A 21,671-nucleotide genomic window follows, 5' to 3' on the forward strand; every position below is an offset into this window, starting at 1 on the left:
TCTCCCGCCAGTACCGTAGATCATTGGCGGAACAATGTCCCTTTTACGGCCTGCCCCTGTTTTCTCGCCCTTCCCGCAGCGCTATATGCTAGCGCGGGCACCATGCAAGCAGCCGGGGACGACATGTGACATTTGATCTGAAGAATCTCGACCTGTTCGTGCGTGTGGCAGCGCTCGGGGCGATTGGCAAAGCCGGTGCCGAGTTCAATCTTTCGCCGACCAACGCCACCCAGCGCATCCAGGCGCTCGAGTCCGATCTTGGCGTCAAGCTGCTGAACCGGACCACGCGCTCGATATCGCTGACCCCCGACGGCGAGGTGTTCGTCGATCATGCCAAACGCATTCTCGACGCCGCCGAAGAGGCTCGGCAGGTGCTCTCCCAATCGACCAATTCGGCATCCGGCCTGCTCCGGGTCACCGCATCGGCAACATTCGGGCACGCTCATATCGTGCCGTTTCTTTCGGATTTTCTCGAGCGGCACCCCGATGTTACGCTCGACCTCAATCTGACAGATGCGGTTATCGATATTGTCGAGCAAGGCTATGAACTGGCCTTCCGGATCGGCGAACTGGCGCCTTCCTCTCTGCTCGCGCAGAAAATTGATGCCAATCCCGAATGGCTGGTCGCCTCACCGGCCTATCTGGAGCGCGCGGGAAGACCTCAAAAACCGGCAGATCTTGACGATCATGCCTGCCTGCCGCTCGGCAATATGCGCCATTGGCAGCTGACCGGTCCGGATGGCAAGATTCACGACGTGACGGCGACAGGGCCGGTGACCGTGAACCATGGCGAAGCGATGAGCGTGCTCGTCCGCGCCGGCGTCGGCATCGGTCTGGCGGCACTTTGGCATGTCGGACCCGATATCAGGTCCGGCCGGCTCGTCCATGTGCTGCCAGACTATCGGGTTGCGCGGGAACCCAATATCTGGGCCGTGCGTCCACCGGGCCGGGTTATGCCTGCGCGGGTCAAAGCCTTCCTCGATTTCATGCAGCGGCGAATCATCGAGACCAACCGGCAGCGCTACGGCGGCCTGACCTGAACAATTATTTTGTATTACAAAATAATCAATTTCATATTTGGAAGATAGCACCAATAATCAAAACTGTTATGATCGTGCCCAACAACAAAGGAGCTATTATCATGACTTTGACATCCACACCCCCGGCATCCTCTTCCGATACGTTCGACAGCATATCGCAGGACGAGAATATCATCCCGGCCAATGGCGACCGCAACCCGGACGGACTGAATGGCGTTCACGACATCACCTTTTATGCCAAGCACCGGCACACCGTTAAGGCATTCGATCCGGACCGTAAAATCACCCCGGAGAATGTCGACAAAATTCGCGACCTCTTGCGTTTCAGCCCGTCGAGCACCAATGCCCAGCCGTGGAAGTTCATTCTTGCATCAACCGAGGAAGGCAAGAACCGGGTCGCCAAGGCGACTGACACACACTATCCGTTCAACAGCCCCTCCATCCGCAACGCATCGCACGTCGTGGTCTTCGCCAGCCGGCTGGCGATCGAGGAAGATTTTCTGCTGAAAGTCCTCGATCAGGAAGAGCAGGACGGCCGGTTTGACGGCGATCCTGAAACCTTTCGCGCCCAGATGCACGGTGGCCGCAGCATGTTCGTCAATCTTCACAAGCAGGATATGAAGGACGTCCAGCATTGGATGGATAAGCAGGTGTATCTCAACATCGGCCAGTTCCTGCTCGGTGTCGCAACGCTCGGCATTGACGCAACCCCGATGGAAGGCATCGAAACCAAGACCCTCGACGAGGAATTCGGACTGCGTGAGCAAGGCTATAACAGCCTCGTTGTGGTCGCCCTGGGCTATAGCGACGACGAAGCGGACTATAATGCCAAGCTGCCAAAATCGCGTCTGCCGCTTTCCGAAATTCTGACCGAAGTCTGATCCCGGCCGATCGAAAACCGAAAGTCAAAGGACACCCGCATAATGACGAAAAAGACTCTTGCTTCGATCGCCACCGCACTCTCCGCGACCCTGGTGGCCTGTCCACCGGCGGTCGCGCGAGATACGGCCCCCGCCGCAGATGCAGCACCGGCTGCCGATACCGTCCTGCCCGACGATGTCCGGTGGGGACCACTTAACGCCGCCCGTGGCGATGCCAGTCCACGAGCCGGCAACCTCTGGGGTGATCGCACCACTCCGGGCGCCTCCGGTTTTCTGGTAAAATTCGAAAAAGGCTTTGCCTCGCCGCCGCATATTCACAATGTGACCTATCGCGGTCTCGTCATCGAGGGCCTGATGCACAATGACGATCCGGACGCCGCCAATATGTGGCTGCCCCCCGGCTCCTTCTGGACCCAGCCGGCCGGTGAATACCATATTACAGCGGCAAAAGGCTCCGGCAATCTCGCCTATATCGAGATCCAGGACGGCCCCTATCTGGTCAAACCGACCGACGAAGCCTTTGACAATGGCGAACGGCCGATCAACGTCGACCCCTCCAACCTAGTCTGGCTTGATGCCTCTGATATTGCTTGGCTAGAGCTGCCGGAGAGCGCGAAAACCGGCAACCCTCCCCAAATGGCGTTTCTCTGGGGCAACCCGCAGCCGGGGGAATTAAGCGGGACCTTGCTGAAACTGCCCGCCGGTTTTTCCGGTGAAATCCGGGGCAACGGCTCGCCCTTGCGCGCTGTTGTCATCCAGGGGGCGGTCAGCCATAGCCTGAGCAACAGCGGCGTCGCCCAGACTCTGCCTCAGGGCAGCTATTTCGGGTCCGAAGGATCATCAAGCCATCAGATCACCTGCTCCCCGGACAGCGAATGCATCATCTATTTGCGCACCACCGGATCGATCGTGCTCCACTAAATGAAGCGGAAAATGATCAACCGGATCGGGAGAGGGAATATGACGTACGTCAATTTCGCCACCTTTGATGATGCCAACGAACAGGATATCCGCTGATGACCGCCCGCGCCATCGTGAACTATTATGTCGCGGGTCCGCAAGACCTGTCGGTCTATATTGACCCCGACGGTGCCGCCGGCCGGGTGGATAGCCCCGAGCTTCAACCGGTACAGGTTGAGGTCGAAGATGCGCGCTCCGGGATACGGCCGATATTTGCGCAGGACAGCCTGGCCTTCCGGCACAGCCCCTCTGCGGTTTCCGACTTCGGAGAAAATGCCGGTTGGCACGATGATTATGAACGGGAACTGGAGGCGCTGCTGGCGCGCGAGATCGGTGGAAAAGAGGTCGTCATTTTCGATCATACGGTGCGCATCGACGATCCGGATTCGACCCGCAGGCCGGCGCGCAACGTGCATAGCGATTATAGTGCGGCTGGTGCCCATCAGCGGCTCCGCGACATATTGGGCGATGCCAGAGCCGCAATATGGGAAGCCGGGCGTTTCGGCTTCGTCAATGTCTGGCGCCCGGTCGGCAAGCCGGTGGCTAACACACCGCTGGGCTTCGTCCGTCCGCGATCGGTCTCGTCCGGAGACTGGCTGCCGGTCCGGCTGGTCTATCCCGACCGCACCGGCGCAATACTGGGTTTGGCAGCCAACGATCAGCACGAATGGATCTATTTTTCCGCCATGGCCCCAAACGACGTCGCCATATTCAATATTTACGACAATAGCGGACTAGCACCAATCGCGCACAGCGCGCTGGATATCGTCGACGACAGGACTTCGAAATCAACCCGCACCAGCATCGAGAGCCGGACCCTGGTACGCTATTGAGAAAGGACCGCATATGCTCATGACAATATTGATAACCGGAGCAACCGACGGAATCGGGCTGGAAACCGCCAAGGCGCTGAGCGCAGCAGGGCACAATATCCTGCTGCACGGGCGTAGCGAAGAAAAGCTGGTCGCTACCAAAACCCTGCTCGACGCTGTGCCCGATCATGGTGTCACCGAGACCTATGTTGCCGACCTTTCCGATATGGCTGCAGTCGAAGCCCTGGCGGCAGCGTTGGCAACACGGCACAAGCGGGTTGATGTGCTGATCAACAATGCAGGGGTATTCGCGGTTCCCGATGGGCGCACGGCGGACGGCCTCGATATACGTTTCGTGGTCAACACCATCGCCCCCTATCTGCTGACGAGGCGGCTTCTGCCCCTGCTGGACAAGTCCTCCCGGGTGGTGAACCTGTCGTCGGCGGCGCAGTCACCGGTGGATCCGGATGCACTGTCCGGCAAAGCAAGCCTGTCCAACAGCGCCGCCTATAGCCAGAGCAAACTGGCGCTGACCATGTGGTCGCACAGCCTGGCCCAGGAACTGGCGCCAGACGGCCCGATGATCGTGGCGGTCAACCCCGGTTCGTTTCTCGGCACGAAAATGGTGCGAGATGCCTATGGGGCAAAGGGCAATGATATAGGGATCGGTGTCGATATTCTGGCGCGCGCGGCTTTATCCGAGGAATTTGCCGGCGCTTCCGGCCTCTATTTTGACAATGACAGCGGCCGGTTTGCCAGACCCCATCCGGACGCGCTGGACCCGAGCAAATGCGAGCAGTTGGTGAACAGCCTCGATACGATCCTGCAGAGACTTTTCTAGCGATAGAATTCGACGTTCATCAGGAGAAGCTGGCTGACTATCATCATTCACATCAGCATCCCCACAAAATGATAACGCGACGATCCACTCGCTGTCGCGAAATGCCGAAAGACCCGGGACCGGGCCAGTGTCTTCCCAGCACACGTCGCTACCGATGACGGCCAGCGCGTTGTTACTTGCTCCGGCTGATCGCAATCAACTGACAGGACTGTTGAGCTTTCAAGCAAAAATCTTCAGGAGGCGACTATGATTTTCGCAACCCTTGTTCTGCTGTCACTCGGTCTGGCGATGGATGCCTTTGCTGCAGCCGTCGCCCAGGGCGCAGCCAGTCGCCCCAGCAGATCCACCGCCTTGCGGATGAGCTTTGCTTTCGGTTCTGCCCAAGCGGTGATGCCCCTGTTGGGCTGGACGTTGGGAATGGCCTTTGCCGCTGTCATGCAATCAGTGGCTCACTGGATTGCGTTTGTCCTACTGGCGATATTGGGTTTGCGGATGATCCGGGAAGGATTTGATCGTGATCCGGAGGCCCCCAGCAAGGATCTGACGCTCTGGCCATTGCTCGTCATGGCGATTGCTACCAGTATCGACGCGGCCGTAGCCGGGATCACCCTGCCAGGCTTTGGCGCGCCTATCCTGCTGGCCTGCCTTCTAATCGGACTGACTACTTCGCTGCTCGTCTATCCCGGGGTCTTTCTCGGCGCACAGCTAGGTACAAAGGTCGGCCAATGGGCCGAGGTGCTGGGTGGATTGATACTGATCGGCCTGGGGGCAAAAATCTTTATTGCCCAACAGTATTTTCCAGTGTGAAGAAAAAAAGCGCACCAATCTGATCGGCACGCTTCTTATTTTCGTGTGGGTGCAAGGGCGCTCAGGGGCAGCGCGAATCCCGGACCGGGTCGCTCGCATCGCGTGTGTTCCAGGTTCCGGCCGGCGTCTGGTATTTCTCGCCCGGTGCCGTCCGCATGATCAGGTTACAGCCCGACGTAAAAGCAAATTGTTCAACCGTCGAATTGGTTTCCTGCGCCTTGCGGGTATAGGCCGCCTTGCGTTTGATATTGATGTCCTCGACCAACGCCTTGATCGCCGGAGACGGCGACGTCACATAGCCGAGATAACCGTCAGGCTTTTCGCCGATGGCACCCGATGCCCGTGCCGCGGCATAAGCGGGGTCGCGCTGGGCGATAGCCGGTACGGCCACTGCTGCGGTTAAAACCAGTCCGCCGACTACGGCCAAGGCCTTGTTTTTCTTCATATAGTCAAACATTAGAAAATATCCGCTTCCTCGTTGATTAGATCTTTCGCATCGCCGTCGAGACGATAGACCACTTCCTGTTTTATATTGATATTCAGATTGATCACGATCGGTTTGTCCGGCGCGGTCACCTGCACGCAGCCGGAAAGCCCGATCAATGCCCCGAAAATCAGGCCGGCAGTGGTTAAGCTCCTCATATTATGATGAATCGCACCATATGTGCGATCCGTCAATTGGCTTGTCTGATAAAGCATCTTCGCTTTCCCTCGGCTGAATGGACTATTCATCTTCTTCCAGAACTTTCACGGCCGCCTTTGCCCGTGCTTCTTGCGCGCGCAGCAAGGCAGGCAGGTTCTGGCCGACCAGTATCTCCGGCTCATAATAGGATTTTGCGCTGCTCATCAATTGCATGAACGGTGCCTGGATACGAACGTTGAACTCGAGCGGAATCCGCGCAAGCTGTTTGGTGATGAAATTGCGGCTGGCATCCTCGCCCTGCTGCAGTCCGGCAAATTTCACCTCGGTAATGATTTCCCCGGCAATATCACCGTCCATTCCGATGGTCAGGTTGCGATATCGGATCGACTTCAACGCGTTGAAGGCAAAATTGGCCATGGTGCCCATGTCTTCGTAGCTCAACTCTCCTACATAGGCGAGCGTACCGCCGCCTTCGCGCGCCACCAGATAGCCACCGACAACCCGGCCCCCATCCTGATCGAACACCATTGGCAGCTTGCCGTCAAAAACACCGGACGCGGTCATATTCTCAAAATCAAACTGGGTCAGGAATTGGGCGGCATCAACCCCCTCGACAGTGAATTGCAGCCGCCGCTCGGCCTCTTCGCTCAAATCCAGAATTGTCGGTTCGAGATAGAGCTTGCCGCCCGCGAACGGCCACTCGCCAGCTTCCACCTGCAATTTGAAATCGGGAAGCAACCGGTAGCGGATCTGTCCATTGAACACCGCTACGCCGGGGTTGACTTCGGACAGGGTCACAACCTGCCCCGGTCTGGTTTCCAGCCCCAGCAGATCGGAAAATTCTATCTCTCCGGCAAGGCCGGTCACCGGTCCGAAAGCGGCCGCCAGATTGAGGCCGTGCGAACGGAAGCTTCCCGTGCTCTTGATCCCGTTCTCAGAGGCATCCCAGTCAATCCGGCCAGTGCCCGATATTTCTCCCTGAACATTGGCGATAACGCCCAGAGTCAGCGGCGTAAGCTGTTCGGGCTGCAACCGGTCGTTGAAGATCAGCGACGGGACGTCGATCAGCGCCCTGCCCTCGCTGTCATCCAGACCATGGGCAATATCAATGGTCGCCACGGACGCCAGGCTTTCCGGTTCGCGGAGCAGACCGGTGGCGGTAAGATCATTGCCGTCAAAACCGAGTTTCACATCGTTGCTGATCAGGGGCCGGAAACGTTCCACCGGCTGCTCGTCACGGACGAGCAGGCTGGCATCGGCCAGAAATGCGCCATTCTCATAGCGCCAGTCGCCCTCTATTTTTTCCATCAGCAAGGGCACATTGGCGACCTTGCCAGAGGCCCCTTCTATCCGTCCGTTGATCGCACTGCCGAAGGCGGCGTTCAGCACTGCCATGTCGAGCCGGGTCATGCTTTCCGCCGTGCCCAGGCGGACGCCGACATTTCGCGCTGTCAGACCATTTGCAAGGGAAAAGCCGAGCGCACCGCTCTTGATGGCAAGCGGCGTGCTGCCGACCGCACCGTCCAGTTTGAGCGACGGGGCACTGGCCGCAATATTCACGCCCGTTCCGTTGCCGGTGACGATGGCGCTGCCCTGCGGACACAGGCGTGCGCTGGTTGGACCGGCGGTCAGCGCTGCCGTGCGCAAGCTGGCAAACTGCAAGTCGACGCAGCGACGGAACAGAGCGAAATCGCCGTTACGACCGATATTGCCACTGACCGGTATCTGTAGTCCGGTCAGCTGGCCATCGCCGAGCGGCCCGGTCAGGATGATCCGCCCGTCTATACTGGTCCCACCCTGACGCGTCGGTGAAAAGGTCATGACCGGGATTTTCAGCTGGGCCGAACCGACTTGATAATTGGCCATTGCCAGCGCTCCGGAAAAGCCCCGTGACAGGCTGCCGTCGTCAAGCTGCAGTCTGGTGCTGGGAAAGCCGCCACCGGCCAGCCGGACCGGGCCGTCGGCCAGCATCCGGATATTCTTGTCGGTAAAGACCAGTAGCAAGGGGTCGCTCACACTTATCGAAGCACCGGAGCGCGAGCGGGCTGCTGCGGCATCAAAAGATAAGGTTGTCCGCTCGGCGGTGCGGGAAAACTCTATATCACTCGACAGGTCAAAGCGGCTTCCGGCGCGCTGGACCGCATGCGATAACCGGCTGGCGATCGGACCGAGTGGCGTCCCGGCAAAAGAGGCGGAGAGGCTGGCGGTCTGGCGCAAATAGCGTTGTGATACTTGCACACCGCGGATCTCGGGCTGGCCGGAAAAACGCGCAGTCATCGGGGCGCTGCCATAGCCCAGAGTGAACGGCCCTTTGATCTGCGAAATATTGGCCTTGCCATAAGGGGATTGCAGTCCGCTTGCGGTCAGATCGACCGCGCCACTGCTCTGCTGCAAGTCGCCGGCCAGATCGAGAGTGGCTCTGATTTCCTGACTGCTGTAGCCGGCATAGCGAAGCGGCCCGCCGATCAGGCCTATATTACCCGTCCAGCTCGCCAGATCGGCGCCAAGATCGATCGCAATCCGTGCGGCAAAATCCTCGGCGCCCAGATCAAGACTGTCGCAGGTGAAGGCGGGCAGTCGCAGCGGCCCTTCCAGACGGGGTTTTTTATCCCGGATCGCGATTTCGCCAAAAAACGTCGGTTTCTGCAAGGCGCAACCGCCGGCATTCAGCTGGCTGGCAATGGCAGCAATTTCGCCGCTGAAGCCGTTGTGCAATTCGCCCTGCCCGTTAAGAGCCAGGCCGATCGCCCCATATTCGCTGTCGATCCGCAATTTTGCATCGTCCAGGCCCAGCCACATATCCGGCAGCGCCAGCGGACTGTCATCTTCCGGATCGGAGAATTTGTCGAGCTCGCCAAAGCTGAGCTTGCCTTCTTCCACGCGCCCGTAAAGCTTTACGCCGCTCGCACGGACCCAGTTGATCCCGACCCCGCCCAGCGATAGGCTGTTGCCTACCTCGACCAGCTCGGCCGTCAGATCCGGTCGTTCCGGATTCCCGATTACCAGATTGCGAATGACCTGCTTGCGGAGCCCTATGTCGTCAATCTCGTAGCTGGCCGCTACATCCATCTGGTCCAGCTGCGACTGGACGAAATTGTCGGCCAGCGTCGTACGGCTGATCCACAGGACAATCAGGCCGAGCAGAAGCAGAACAAGCAATATCCCGCCGAACAGTCGAAACCGGGACAGGCGACCGACGGGGTCATTGGCGATTTCTTCTTCCATCGCAGATGAAATGCAGAAGTCTGCCTTAAGTTGCAATGTACAAGTGTTGCCCAGCGCGGTTTTTCTGGCCCTGCAGAAAATTGGACATTTTCGGTCTTTTGTCCGCTTATCCGCGAAGTTCCCGATTTGTTCTGCTAACGAAGAACCCATGACTAGTGGACATCCATCGCCGTCAGACGCACCCGGGAAGAGCAGCGGACATCGCTCGCGGCTGCGCCACCGCATCCTGACCGGTCAGGGCAGCGGGCTGCACGATCATGAACTGGTCGAATATCTGCTCGCGCTGGCCATTCCGCGCCGGGACACGAAACCACTGGCGAAGCAGTTGATCGGCGAGTTCGGCGGCTTTTCCCGTTTGCTGGTCACCGACGCCGATGCGCTACAGAAGTTGCCCGGCATGGGTGAAACCAGCGTGGCCGCGCTGAAAATCGTGCAGGTGGCGGCTTTGCGCCTGCTTTCCGAGCCGGTGCGGACCCGGCCGATCCTGTCGAGTTGGCAGGCCTTGCTCGACTATCTGCGCGCCGATATGGCGCATCTTGCCCACGAGCGGGTGCGGGTCCTGCACCTCGATAGCAAGAACCGGCTGATCCGGGACGAACTGGTCAGCGAGGGATCGATTGATCAGGCGGCCATCTATACAAGAGAAGTCATCAAGCGCGCGCTGGATCTGGGATCAGCCGCGATCATATTGGTACATAACCATCCCAGCGGCGACAGTACCCCCAGCCGGCAGGATATTGCGATCACCCGCGACATTTGCGCCGCCGGGGCGACATTGGGCATTGCCGTTCATGACCATATCATCATCGGCCGGGACGGCCACACATCCTTCCGTTCGAAAGGACTGATTTGACGGCCGCTTAGATCACGCCCCCGTTGACGCGCACTATCTGGCCATTGATCCAGCCGCCGTCCGGCCCGACCAGCACGGAAACGGCGCGGGCAATGTCATCGACTTCACCCAGCCGACCAAGCGGAATCATCTGCTCGAGCCGCTCAATCATTGCCGGGGCCTTGCCTTCGAGAAACAGCTCGGTCGCGACTGGCCCCGGTGCCACGGAATTGACCGTAATCGACCGGGGTCCAAGCTCCTTCGCCAGAATATGTGTCAGAGCTTCCACTGCCGCCTTGGTCGCCGCATACACCCCATAAGCCGGCAGATATAATCCGACGACGCTGGTAGAAATATTTACAATACGACCACCATCACGCAGCCGCTTCGCAGCCTCCCGAAGCCCGTTGAACGTGCCCTTGAGATTGACCGCCATCATTTCGTCGAAATCTGTGTCATCGACTTGCGCGACCGGCGCGAGCTTCATGATGCCGGCGTTGTTCACCAGCACATCGACACCGCCAAATTCCGCCTCGGCGGTATCGAAAAGATTTCTGACAGCCCGCGGATCGGCGACATCCGCCTGCGCAGAGATCGCGCGTCCCCCTGCGTTTACGATTTCGTCGACCAGTTCGGCCGCGGCTTTTTCGCTGCCGGCATAGTTTACGACAACTGCCATACCATCGCTTGCCAAACGGCGGGCTATGGAAGCGCCAATGCCGCGGGACGCGCCCGTGATGATTGCGACGCGTTCGGATGAAATGCTCATCATGCTGATCCTGTTAAAGTTAAGTTGGTCCGGGCCAGACTATCGATGACAGCGGGTCGCCGGTATCAGCCCTTGGACCGACACCGTCGCCGATAGATAGCGGGCCCCCTCGTCTATATAGGAAGGCCTTCAATAAAGGAACATTGGCATGCCCTCGACCTGGATCAAATTGGGGCGATACAGATTTGCGTCATAGAGGCCCGACACATTGACGCCCTTGCTATCTTCCAGCAGCGTTCCGATCGGCACGACATTGTAATTGCCGTCGGTCAGGCAGACCATATTGGCCATCCGGTCCTGCTCGATCAGCTGAACCGCCAGCGCGCCAAAGGCAAAGCCGACCATCCGGTCCATCGCGTCCGGCTCCCCTGCCCGCATCAGATAGGCCAGTTCCTGCACGATCGTGCGCTCGTCGCTGCGCGCCTCGATTTCACGCGCCAGCTGGGTGCCGATATTGAGGCCGGTGCGACTGGTGTTCGACTTGTTGATCTCGTCGGCAAATTCCGTCGCGCCGGACAGCCTGGCTCCTTCGGATACCAGACAGATCGCATAGGATTCCGGATTGGCCTCCTTGTCACCGAGCAACAGCGGCAGCAGCACATCCATGTCCGCCGGCACCTCGGCAATCACGGTCCGGTCGGCCTGCGAGAGGAAGCCGGACAACAGCGCCGTCTCACCCGACCGGCGACCGAATAATTCTATGACCGCAATCCGCTCATGGCTCGCCGCCGTGGTGCGCAGCGAGTTGATTGCCTGCACCGAACGGGTGACAGCGGTCGAGAAACCGATGCAATAGTCGGTGCCATAGACATCATTGTCCATCGTCTTGGGCACCGAAATGACATTGCGACCGAGGCTCGACAGATAGGCCGAGAAACGCAGCGTCCCGTCGCCCCCCATGGTGATCAGGACATCGACCGCGAGAGCATCGAGAATATCGAGCACCTTTTGTGTCTGGTCGCCCTGGTCGGTCACCCGCGGATCACAGCGGGAACTGTGCAATATCGTGCCGCCCTGCCGGTCGATGCCGCGCACCCGCTCCTTGTCGAGCATCATCACGCTGTTTTCATTGGCCCAGGGATCGGCCGGGTCGATTTCCAGCACCCCTTCCCAGCCGCGCCGCAGACCGACCACGTCCCAGCCACGCTGCCAGGCCGATGTCGCAATCGACTGGATACAGGGATTGAGCCCCGGGACATCACCGCCGCCGGTGAGTATAGCCAGACGCATTTTATTCTCCCTGTTTCCGCGGCTGCATTGCCGACTCAATTCGTAGGTGCTAGCGGGGCCGCAAATCAAGGCAATTCATTGCCGCAATCATCCTCTTTGCCCAAGGACCAAAAATGATTCCACGCTATTCCCGCCCCGAAATGGTTGCCCTCTGGGAACCCGAATCGAAATTCCAGATCTGGTTCGAGATTGAAGCGCACGCAACCGACGCGCTCGCCGAACTGGGCGTGGTGCCCAAGGAAGCGGCCGAAGCGATCTGGGCCAAGGGGAAGTTCGACGTTGCGCGGATCGACGAAATCGAACGCGAAGTGAAGCATGATGTCATCGCCTTCCTGACCAATGTTGCGGAAAATGTTGGCGAAGAAGCGCGCTTCATGCATCAGGGCATGACTTCCAGCGATGTTCTCGACACCTGTCTCGCGGTGCAGCTGTCGCGCGCCTCGGATATACTGCTCGCCGATATCGACGCATTGCTCGCCGCGATCAAGAAGCGCGCCTACGAGCATAAGTTCACCCCGACCATCGGCCGTAGCCACGGTATTCACGGTGAGCCGGTGACCTTCGGTCTGAAACTGGCGCAGGCTTATGCCGAATTCGAGCGCAACCGCGAACGGCTGGTTGCTGCGCGCAAGGAAATCGCCACTTGCGCCATTTCCGGCGCGGTCGGCACCTTTGCCAATATCGACCCCAAGGTCGAAGAACATGTGGCGGAGAAGCTGGGCCTCGAAGTCGAGCCCGTTTCCACCCAGGTCATTCCACGCGACCGCCACGCCCAATATTTCGCGACACTGGGCGTGATCGCCTCTTCGGTTGAACGACTCGCTGTCGAAGTCCGCCATCTGCAGCGCACCGAAGTGCTCGAAGCCGAAGAATATTTCTCGCCGGGCCAGAAGGGTTCGAGCGCGATGCCGCACAAGCGCAACCCGATCCTGACCGAAAACCTGACCGGTCTTGCCCGTATGGTCCGCAGCTACGCCCTGCCAGCGATGGAAAATGTCGCGCTCTGGCACGAGCGCGATATTTCGCACAGCTCGGTCGAACGGATGATCGGCCCCGACGCGACGATCACGCTGGACTTTGCCCTCGGACGGCTGACCGGTGTTATTGAAAAGCTGCTGATCTATCCCGAGCGGATGCAGAAAAATCTCGATCGCATGGGCGGCCTGGTCCATTCGCAGCGCGTGTTGCTCGCCCTCACCCAGGCGGGCATCAGCCGCGAGGACAGCTATCGGATTGTCCAGCGCAACGCGATGAAAGTCTGGGAATCGGACGGCGAAATCGCGCTGCTCGATCTGCTCAAGGCCGATCCGGACGTTACCGCCAAACTGTCGGACGCTGAACTGGAGGAACGGTTCAACCTTGATTATCATTTCAAGCATGTTGATACGATTTTTGCCCGGGTTTTCGGAGAATAGGGTCTTTTCCGCGACGGTTGCATAGCATCTGGCCACTGGCCTTTTTTAGGACTAGGATAGGCTCGAACACGGCATAAAGGGTGCGGCATGCAATTCATCAAAATCCTCTTCTGGGTCCTCCTGCTGGTGGCGACGTTCATCTTCTGGTGGACCAACGAGGCGCGCGCTTCGCTGGATCTGGGTGCGGCGGTTGTCGAAGCCCGGGTTTCGACTTTTGTCGTCGGCGCTTTCCTGCTCGGTTTTCTGCCGACATGGCTGCTGCTGAGAGGTTCCAAATGGCGGCTCTCCCGCCGGATCAAGACGCTGGAAGAAGCCGCAAGACCCACCACCGCTCAGGCATCCGCTGTCAGCCGGACACCAGCCCCTGCTCCAACCCCAGTCCCCACCGCGGCCCCGACGCCAACACCCGCTGCCGAACCCGCTTCGGCAATCTCATCCATTGATAACAAGAAAGCGCCCGACGCATGAGCAACCCGGTTTTCGTCGCAATCGACACACCCGATCTGGATCGAGCCATTGCGATTGCACAGTCGGTCAAGGGCCACGTTGGAGGCCTGAAACTCGGCCTCGAATTTTTCTGCGCCCACGGCCACCATGGTGTGCACGAAATCCAGAAGCTCGACCTGCCGATCTTTCTCGATCTCAAGCTGCACGACATTCCCAATACCGTCGCCAAGGCGATGCAGGCAATCAATGTACTCGAACCGGCAATCGTGACCATTCACGCCTCCGGCGGACGCGCCATGATGGAGGACGCCAAGGCGGCGGCGAACGAGCATACCAAGGTGGTCGGCGTCACGTTGCTGACCTCCCTGGACGAGAATGATATGGCGCAGATCGGCTATACCGGCACCCCGCATGACCAGGTTGAGCGGCTGGCGGGACTGGCCCGCGAAGCGGGCCTCGATGGCATTGTCTGCTCCGGCAACGAAGTCGAGGCCGCACACAGGATCTGGAAAGACGGCTTTTTCGTCGTTCCCGGCCTGCGTCCCAAGGGCGGCGCGATGGGCGATCAGAAACGCGCGGTGACGCCGAGGCAGGCGCGCGACAATGGCGCGAGCGTGCTGGTCATTGGCCGGCCGATCACCGGAGCGGAAGACCCCAATGCGGCGGCGCGGGCGATCGAGGCGACGCTTTAATATTTCATCGTCATCAATATTCATCGTCATCCTGAACTGGTTTCAGGACCCCCACCGGCAATGCATAATCTCAAGAGATCCTGAAACAAGTTCAGGATGACGAACATATTTTTTTGCCTCGCTAATGACGAATATATTTTGCCTCGCTAATGACGTCTCCATGAAAATCCGAATAAAAATCTGCGGCCTCTCCACCGAAGCCGCCATTGACGCCGCCGTCGAAGCGGGTGCCGACTATATCGGCTTCGTCCATTTCGAGAAAAGCCCGCGCCATGTGTCGCTCGAACGGGCCGCCGCATTGCGCACCTATGCGGCACAGCGAGTCAGGACGGTGCTGCTGCTGGTCAACGCCGATCCCAAAGCCACCGGTATGGCAATCAGCGTGGTCAAACCGGATGTGATCCAGTTCCACGGCAGCGAAACGCCAGAATGGCTGAAGCTGGTGGCCGACAACAGCGGTCTCGAAATCTGGAAAGCGCTGGGCGTGAAGGACAAGCCGACGCTGGCGAAATCCAGCCGCTATGTGGGCGCTGCCGACCGGCTTTTGTTCGACGCACCGGCCAAGGCGCTGCCCGGCGGCACCGGCACCTCGTTCGACTGGTCCCTGCTCGCCGATCACAAGCACGAGATAGACTGGGGCCTCGCCGGCGGCCTTGATCCCCACAATGTGGCCGAGGCGCTGCAGGCCACCCGTGCCCCGCTGGTCGACGTATCCTCCGGCGTCGAATCCGTGCCCGGCGTCAAACAGGTGGACAGAATCGCCGCCTTTTGCCAAGCGGTGCGGGACTATGACGAAGCCGGATAGCATCCGTTCGTGTCGAGCGCAGTCGAGACACAGACCACCCGCAGATGCATCTCGACTTCGCTCGATGCGAACGGAAATATCGAACCCATGAACGACACACCCCCCAACAGCTTCCGCAACATGCCGGACGACCGCGGCCATTTCGGCGAATTTGGCGGACGCTATGTCGCCGAAACACTGATGCCGCTGATCCTCGATCTGGAAAAACAGTATCGCGCGGCGCAGGCGGATCCTGCGTTCGAGGAGCAGTTCAACGATCTGCTGCAAAATTATGTCGGCCGCCCGTCGCCGCTCTATTATGCCGAAAGCCTGACCGAGGAAGTCCGCAAGGATGCGCCCGAGGGCAAAGGCGCGCAAATCTGGTTCAAGCGCGACGAGCTCAACCATACCGGCGCGCACAAGATCAACAATTGCGTTGGGCAAATCCTGCTCGCCATGCGCATGGGCAAGACGCGGATCATCGCGGAAACCGGCGCCGGCCAGCATGGCGTCGCCACCGCAACCGTCTGCGCCCGCTTTGGCCTGCCCTGCACCATCTTCATGGGCGCGACCGATGTCGCGCGGCAGAAGCCCAATCTGTTCCGGATGAAATTGCTCGGCGCGGAAGTGGTCCCGGTGACCAGCGGCGCGGCGACGCTGAAAGACGCGATGAACGAGGCGCTGCGCGACTGGGTCGCCAATGTCCACGACACATTCTACATCATCGGCACCGCCGCCGGCCCCCATCCCTATCCCGAACTGGTCCGCGATTTCCAGAGCGTCATAGGCAAGGAAGCCCGCGCCCAGATGCTCGAACGCACCGGACGCCTGCCCGATATGCTGGTCGCGGCAATCGGCGGCGGCTCCAACGCCATCGGCCTGTTCCATCCGTTTCTCGATGATCCGGACGTCAAGATGCTCGGCATCGAAGCGGCGGGCCATGGTCTCGACAAAGAACATGCCGCAAGCCTTGCCGGCGGCGGCCCCGGCATCCTCCACGGCAACAAGACCTATCTGCTGCAGGACGAAGACGGCCAGATCACCGAAGCCCATTCGATCAGCGCCGGCCTCGACTATCCCGGCATCGGCCCCGAACATAGCTGGCTGAAGGAATCCGGCCGCGTCGACTATGACAGCGCCACCGACACCGAAGCGCTCGATGCCTTCCAATTGCTCTGCCGCACCGAAGGAATTATTCCGGCGCTCGAGCCAAGCCACGCGATTGCCGCGGTGGTCCGCGAAGCGGTGAAGATGGACCAGAACAAGATCATCCTCGCCAACCTGTGCGGGCGCGGCGACAAGGATATTTTCACCGTGGCTGAGGCGTTGGGGACCGAGATTTGATACTGAAATTTGCGTCTTTTCTATTTTTCATATTGTCTGGAATTGTGTTGGGCATCGGTTTAATCTTGGTTCTGAATCAAATCTCCTTTCTGTCTCAATCATCAGTTCTCGGCATCAATGCTTCAGCGTTCATTGCAATAGTTGTAGCGGTTCCCATCGCAGATTGGTGTCAGCGGAAGGTATTCGGTCACCATTCATTTGGAAAGCAATCATGACCCGTCTCTCCCAATCTTTCCCCGCCGACCGCGCAGCACTCGTCACCTTCGTCACCGCTGGCGATCCGACCCCGGCCGATACCGGTGCCATTCTCGATGCGCTGGTCGAAGGCGGTGCGGATATCATCGAACTCGGCATGCCGTTCACCGATCCGATGGCCGATGGTCCCTCGATCCAGGAAGCGGATATCCGCAGTCTGGCCGCCGGTACAAAGACCGCTGACATCTTCAACATGGCGAAGGAATTTCGTCAGCGTCACTCGGACACGCCGCTGGTGCTGATGGGCTACGCCAATCCGATGACGATCCGGGGCTCCGAATGGTTCGCCGATGCCTGCGTCGACGCCGGTGTCGATGCGGTGATCTGCGTCGATATCCCGGTCGAGGAGGACGAGAGCCTTGGCGACGCCCTGCGCGCGCGCGATGTTGCGGTCATCCGCTTGGCCACGCCCACCACCGATGCCGAGCGCCTGCCCACCATTTTGAACAACGCATCCGGCTTCCTCTATTATGTCAGCGTCGCCGGTATCACCGGCCAGCAACAGGCGGCCCAGGCAAGCATCGAGGAAGCGGTCGCCCGGCTGAAAGCGGGCACTGACCTACCCATCGCCGTCGGCTTTGGCGTGCGTACGCCCGAACAGGCTGCTGACATCGCGCGCGTCGCTGACGGGGTGGTAGTCGGCTCGGCGATTGTCGAGATTGTCGGCGAATATGGCAAGGATGCCGCGCCTCATGTCAGGGACTATGTAAAGTCGCTTTCCGATGCTATCAGAGTGGCTAGACACGGGTGAATTTGAAAAACCGTTCGCATCGAGCGAAGTCGAGATGCCTGCGTACAAAAAGTCTCTCGACTACGCTCGAGACGAACGGAACAGAAGATAAGGGTAAATCATGTCCTGGCTAAGCAATGTCCGCAAAAAGATCGCGTCGATCACCAAGAAGGAAACGCCCGACAATCTCTGGCACAAGTGCAAGAAATGCGAAGCGATGGTGTTCCTCAAGGAATATCAGGACAATATGTATATCTGCCCGAAATGCGACCATCACGGCCGTATCGGGCCGATGGTCCGCTTTGCCCAGATCATGGATGAGGATAGCTGGAAGCTGATTCCCTGGGCGAAGGTTCAGGAAGACCCGCTGAAATTCAAGGACCAGAAGAAATATACCGACCGGCTGAAAGAGGCCCGCGCCAAGACCGGCGAACAGGATGCACTGATCAATGTCAAGGGAACGATCGAGTCGATCCCCTGCGTCGTCGGTGTTCAGGATTTCTCCTTCATGGGCGGCTCGATGGGGCTGGCTGTGGGTCAGGCCTTTGTCGACGGCGCCAAGCGGGCGCTGAAGGACCAGTGCCCCTATATCATCTTCACCGCTGCTGGCGGCGCGCGGATGCAGGAAGGCATTTTGTCGCTGATGCAGATGCCCAAGACAACGGTGGCAATCTCGATGCTGCGCGAAGCGGGTATCCCGTTCATCGTCGTGCTGACCGATCCGACCACCGGCGGCGTCACCGCCAGCTATGCGATGCTCGGCGATGTGCATATTTCCGAACCGGGCGCGATGATCGGCTTTGCCGGCCAGCGGGTGATCGAGAATACGATCCGCGAGAAGCTGCCGGAAGGGTTCCAGACAGCGGAATATCTGCTCGAGCACGGCATGGTCGACATGGTGGTACACCGCAAGGAACTGCGCGAGAAGCTGGCCCATGTCATGGGCTATCTGATGGCATGGAAAGACGCGGCTTGAGAAAGCCCCTCCCCTTCAGGGGAGGGGTTGGGGTAGGGCCTGTCCTTACTCCCGATCTTGGCTTTACTCCAACATTCCCCACCCCCGGCCCCTCCCCTGAAGGGGAGGGGAGATAATGGCAGACGGCGCCCGTTCCGATTCCCCGGCGGTCCAGAAACAGCTCGACCGGCTGGAAATGCTCTCGCCCGGGCGCGATGTGCTGGGGCTGGAACGGATTCGCGAGATTCTGTCGCGGCTCGACAATCCGCAGGATAGATTACCCCCCGTTTTCCACGTCGCCGGCACCAATGGCAAAGGCTCGACCTGCGCCTTTCTGCGCGCGGCGATCGAGGCAGAAGGGCTCAAGGCCCATGTCTATACCAGCCCGCATCTGGTCCGCTTCAACGAGCGGATAAGGCTGGCGGGCAAGCTGATCGAGGATGACACCCTCGCCACCCTGCTCGCCCGGGTGCTCGACAGCAGCGAGGATATCAACCCGAGCTTCTTCGAGGCGACCACCGCCGCCGCCTTTCTCGCCTTTGCCGAGACACCCGCCGATGCCTGCATCCTGGAAGTCGGTCTCGGCGGCCGGCTCGACGCCACCAATGTCATCACCGACCCAGTTGCCACCGGCATAGCGGCGCTCGGCATCGATCATGAAAGTTTTCTGCTCAGTCCCGAAGAGGGCACGCCGGACGATCCGATGACCCGCATCGCATGGGAAAAGGCGGGCATTGCGAAGAAGAACGCACCCTTGCTGACGCAGAAATATGCTGCGGAAATGCTGCACGCCATCGCCGATCATGCTGCAGACATCGGAGCGCAGCGTTTTCCCCGCGGCGAGGAATGGGATGCGGCGATTTACGAAGGCCAGCTCCATTACAAAGACGCCGCCGGAAAACTCAACCTGCCCCTGCCCGCGCTGGTCGGCGCCCATCAGGCGGACAATGCCGCGCTCGCCATCGCGATGCTGCGCCATCAGGACAAGCTCTCCATTTCCGACGCCGCGCTCAAGGCGGCCATGGGCTGGGCGCAATGGCCGGGACGGATGCATTTCCTGATCGCCGGACCCATTACCCATTTGCTGCCAAGCGACGCCGAGGTCTGGGTCGACGGCGGCCATAATGTCAGCGCCGGCCTGGCCCTCGCCAAATATTTTGCCGATTATGAAGCGGGATCGATCGATCTGGTCATCGGCATGTTGTCGAACAAGGATCCGGCGGCGATCATCGCGCCGCTGCACGAAAAGCTGGCCAGCGTGACGGTGATCCCCGTCCCCGGCCATGAATCGCACGCGCTGGACGACTATCCTGACGCGGCTGCGCCCATGACCGAAGCAAGCGATGTCACAGCCGCGCTGCAGTCCCTGTCCCTTGGCGCCGGAAAGACGGTGCTGATCGCCGGCTCGCTCTATCTGGCGGGCGAAGTGTTAAGAGCGAACCAGCAGGTCCCGGATTAATCGCCACCGAGGTTGTCGGCAAACGTGCCCCCGGCGCAGGCCGGGGCCCAGAACGGTCACAATGCTGCTATCCCTGCAATATCCTGACTGATACAGACCCGCCTCCGGCCTAGACAGCAATGCCGCCCAATCAAGCTTGACGCTAAATCAGGACGGCGCGCCTGCTTCCGTATCCTCGGCATGTACCGATCCCGCCGTGCCCAGCGACCGGTCAACCAGACCATAGCGGATCATCAGCCAGAACATGATAACGCCGGGCAAGGCGGCCACGGTGGTCAGAAGATAGAAGTTCACATAGCCCATGCCCTCGATCAGCGAACCCGCCGTCGTTCCGGTCAGGAAGCGACCCAAGATACTGGCCGCTGCCGAAAGCAGCGCAAATTGCGTCCCGGTAAACTGCAGATTGCACAGCGCCGAGAGATAGGCGACCACCGCGACGCCGCCGACACCGCTGGCGAAATTCTCGAAACCGATCGCTCCGGCCATGCCCCAGTTGCTGTGACCGGCAGCGGCGAGCGCGGCAAAGGACAGATTGCTGATCGCCATCAGGATCAGGCTCAGCATCACCGCCTTTTTCATGCCCAGGCGCGAATAGACGATACCACCGATGAAAATACCGATCAGAAAGGCGAAAAAACCCAGGCTGACATCATAAAAAGCGATCTCGTCATTGGTGAAACCCAGATCTTCGAACAACAGCCGGAAGGTCAGATTGGCCAGAGTATCGCCGATCTTGTGAACCAGGACGAACAACAGGACGAGCAGCGCGCCGGACCGTTTGAAAAATTCCACCAGCGGACTGACATAGGCTTTTGCTGCTTCCAGCGGGCCTTTCAGCGCCATCGGTTCCTGCCGGCGGCTCGGTTCGCGCATGATCAGGCCGACGATGACGGCGAACAAGGCGAAGAGCGAACAGACATAATAAGCAATCGACCAGTTGGTCCGCGCCGCGACCACCAGCGCCACCGCGCCGGCCGTGGCCGCGCCGATGCGCCAGCCATATTGCGACATGCCGGAGCCGACACCCAGCTGTTCGGGCTCGAGCAATTCGATCCGATAGGCATCGATCACCACGTCAAATGTCGCGCCCGCTATGCCGACCATGATCGCGGCAACCGCGACAGCGGCGATGTCCCGAGACGGATCGAGCGATCCGAGATAGATGATCGACAGCATCGCCAAGACCGCAGTCACGATAAGCCAGGACAGTCTTTGTCCGACGCGACCGATAATCGGCAATTTGACGACATCGATGATCGGCGCCCACAGCCATTTGAAATTATAGGCGAGAAAGGTCAGCGCGAAGGCGGTGACGGTCGATTTCTCGATTCCCGCCTGGGCCAGACGCGTGGTCAAGGTCGCCGCGATCATGGTCAGCGGCAGGGCCGAGGACACTCCGAGGAACAAAGCCGCCAAAGGAGCCGCTTCACTATAGGGCCGGACTCCCGCCGGAAGATATCCGCGCCATCCCGATACTGCTGCCTGCTCACTCACGCCATAATCTCCCTCGAACTCGGGGAATCATTAGCGCCTATTCACCTGAATGCCAG

21 protein-coding genes are annotated in these 21,671 nt (G+C 59.6%); 15 read left to right on the forward strand and 6 right to left on the reverse strand.

Annotated elements, in window-relative coordinates; all coding sequences use genetic code 11:
• Positions 1-125: 125 nt before the first annotated feature.
• The 6 genes from ACHZCJ_RS05260 (at position 126) to ACHZCJ_RS05285 (ending at position 5,341) form a co-directional block, all read left to right on the forward strand.
• Positions 126-1,040, forward strand: a complete 915-nt coding sequence (locus tag ACHZCJ_RS05260) for a LysR substrate-binding domain-containing protein (RefSeq protein ID WP_321324502.1) — start codon at positions 126-128, stop codon at positions 1,038-1,040.
• A 101-nt stretch (positions 1,041-1,141) separates the two neighbouring features.
• On the forward strand, positions 1,142-1,921 hold the full coding sequence (gene nfsB / locus ACHZCJ_RS05265) for an oxygen-insensitive NAD(P)H nitroreductase (RefSeq protein WP_321324504.1): 780 nt from the start codon (positions 1,142-1,144) through the stop codon (positions 1,919-1,921).
• 42 nt (positions 1,922-1,963) lie between these two features.
• Entirely contained in the window at positions 1,964-2,842 is an 879-nt protein-coding gene (locus ACHZCJ_RS05270) for a DUF4437 domain-containing protein (protein ID WP_321324506.1), read from the forward strand.
• A gap of 95 nt (positions 2,843-2,937) precedes the next feature.
• Positions 2,938-3,714, forward strand: a complete 777-nt coding sequence (locus tag ACHZCJ_RS05275) for a CmcJ/NvfI family oxidoreductase (protein ID WP_321324507.1) — start codon at positions 2,938-2,940, stop codon at positions 3,712-3,714.
• A 19-nt stretch (positions 3,715-3,733) separates the two neighbouring features.
• Entirely contained in the window at positions 3,734-4,534 is an 801-nt protein-coding gene (locus ACHZCJ_RS05280) for an SDR family NAD(P)-dependent oxidoreductase (protein WP_321324509.1), read from the forward strand.
• Positions 4,535-4,780: 246 nt separating this feature from the next.
• A complete protein-coding gene (locus ACHZCJ_RS05285) occupies positions 4,781-5,341 on the forward strand; it encodes a manganese efflux pump MntP family protein (RefSeq protein ID WP_321324511.1) in 561 nt (186 codons plus the stop codon).
• Between the two features lie 61 nt (positions 5,342-5,402).
• Here ACHZCJ_RS05285 and ACHZCJ_RS05290 read toward each other — a convergent pair whose 3' ends face one another.
• The 3 genes from ACHZCJ_RS05290 to ACHZCJ_RS05300 form a co-directional block, all read right to left on the reverse strand.
• Complete coding sequence (locus tag ACHZCJ_RS05290) at positions 5,403-5,798, reverse strand: YdbL family protein (RefSeq protein ID WP_321324513.1); 396 nt, start codon at positions 5,796-5,798, stop codon at positions 5,403-5,405.
• Positions 5,798-5,983 carry a YnbE family lipoprotein gene (locus ACHZCJ_RS05295; protein WP_321324515.1) on the reverse strand — a complete coding sequence of 62 codons (186 nt, stop codon included), beginning with the start codon at positions 5,981-5,983 and terminating at the stop codon, positions 5,798-5,800. The genes ACHZCJ_RS05290 and ACHZCJ_RS05295 overlap by 1 nt, the downstream gene beginning before the upstream one ends.
• Before the next feature lie 82 nt (positions 5,984-6,065).
• Positions 6,066-9,209: a YdbH domain-containing protein gene (locus ACHZCJ_RS05300; RefSeq protein WP_321324517.1), complete on the reverse strand. Its 3,144-nt coding sequence runs from the start codon at positions 9,207-9,209 to the stop codon at positions 6,066-6,068.
• Positions 9,210-9,357: 148 nt separating this feature from the next.
• On the opposite strand from ACHZCJ_RS05300, the gene radC reads away from it, so the two are divergent.
• Positions 9,358-10,062, forward strand: a complete 705-nt coding sequence (gene radC, locus ACHZCJ_RS05305; RefSeq protein WP_321324519.1) for a DNA repair protein RadC — start codon at positions 9,358-9,360, stop codon at positions 10,060-10,062.
• A gap of 7 nt (positions 10,063-10,069) precedes the next feature.
• Here radC and ACHZCJ_RS05310 read toward each other — a convergent pair whose 3' ends face one another.
• Together ACHZCJ_RS05310 and ACHZCJ_RS05315 are read right to left on the reverse strand one after the other, a co-directional pair.
• Entirely contained in the window at positions 10,070-10,810 is a 741-nt protein-coding gene (locus tag ACHZCJ_RS05310; RefSeq protein WP_321324521.1) for an SDR family oxidoreductase, read from the reverse strand.
• A gap of 129 nt (positions 10,811-10,939) precedes the next feature.
• The gene (locus ACHZCJ_RS05315; RefSeq protein ID WP_321324523.1) at positions 10,940-12,040 is read right to left on the reverse strand and encodes an ATP-dependent 6-phosphofructokinase; all 1,101 of its coding nucleotides are present in this window, start codon (positions 12,038-12,040) and stop codon (positions 10,940-10,942) included.
• Between the two features lie 113 nt (positions 12,041-12,153).
• Here ACHZCJ_RS05315 and purB point away from each other — a divergent pair, with 113 nt between their 5' ends.
• From purB to ACHZCJ_RS05355, 8 genes are all read left to right on the forward strand, one after another.
• On the forward strand, positions 12,154-13,455 hold the full coding sequence (gene purB / locus ACHZCJ_RS05320; protein WP_321324525.1) for an adenylosuccinate lyase: 1,302 nt from the start codon (positions 12,154-12,156) through the stop codon (positions 13,453-13,455).
• Between the two features lie 87 nt (positions 13,456-13,542).
• On the forward strand, positions 13,543-13,923 hold the full coding sequence (locus ACHZCJ_RS05325) for a LapA family protein (RefSeq protein WP_321324527.1): 381 nt from the start codon (positions 13,543-13,545) through the stop codon (positions 13,921-13,923).
• Complete coding sequence (gene pyrF, locus ACHZCJ_RS05330) at positions 13,920-14,594, forward strand: orotidine-5'-phosphate decarboxylase (RefSeq protein ID WP_321324529.1); 675 nt, start codon at positions 13,920-13,922, stop codon at positions 14,592-14,594. Before ACHZCJ_RS05325 ends, pyrF begins: the two co-directional genes overlap by 4 nt.
• Before the next feature lie 160 nt (positions 14,595-14,754).
• A complete protein-coding gene (locus ACHZCJ_RS05335) occupies positions 14,755-15,399 on the forward strand; it encodes a phosphoribosylanthranilate isomerase (RefSeq protein WP_321324531.1) in 645 nt (214 codons plus the stop codon).
• 87 nt (positions 15,400-15,486) lie between these two features.
• A complete protein-coding gene (gene trpB, locus ACHZCJ_RS05340; protein WP_321324532.1) occupies positions 15,487-16,722 on the forward strand; it encodes a tryptophan synthase subunit beta in 1,236 nt (411 codons plus the stop codon).
• 211 nt (positions 16,723-16,933) lie between these two features.
• Positions 16,934-17,728, forward strand: coding sequence for a tryptophan synthase subunit alpha (gene trpA / locus ACHZCJ_RS05345; RefSeq protein ID WP_321324534.1), 795 nt, complete (start codon positions 16,934-16,936; stop codon positions 17,726-17,728).
• 100 nt (positions 17,729-17,828) lie between these two features.
• Positions 17,829-18,683, forward strand: a complete 855-nt coding sequence (accD, locus tag ACHZCJ_RS05350) for an acetyl-CoA carboxylase, carboxyltransferase subunit beta (RefSeq protein WP_159641161.1) — start codon at positions 17,829-17,831, stop codon at positions 18,681-18,683.
• 115 nt (positions 18,684-18,798) lie between these two features.
• Positions 18,799-20,121: a bifunctional folylpolyglutamate synthase/dihydrofolate synthase gene (locus ACHZCJ_RS05355; RefSeq protein ID WP_321324537.1), complete on the forward strand. Its 1,323-nt coding sequence runs from the start codon at positions 18,799-18,801 to the stop codon at positions 20,119-20,121.
• A gap of 147 nt (positions 20,122-20,268) precedes the next feature.
• Here the strand turns inward: ACHZCJ_RS05355 and ACHZCJ_RS05360 are convergent, their stop codons facing one another.
• Positions 20,269-21,615 carry an AmpG family muropeptide MFS transporter gene (locus ACHZCJ_RS05360; protein WP_321324539.1) on the reverse strand — a complete coding sequence of 449 codons (1,347 nt, stop codon included), beginning with the start codon at positions 21,613-21,615 and terminating at the stop codon, positions 20,269-20,271.
• Between the last annotated feature and the right edge of the window lie 56 nt (positions 21,616-21,671).

Source organism: uncultured Parasphingorhabdus sp. (assembly GCF_963677535.2).
Classification (GTDB): Bacteria; Pseudomonadota; Alphaproteobacteria; order Sphingomonadales; family Sphingomonadaceae; genus Parasphingorhabdus.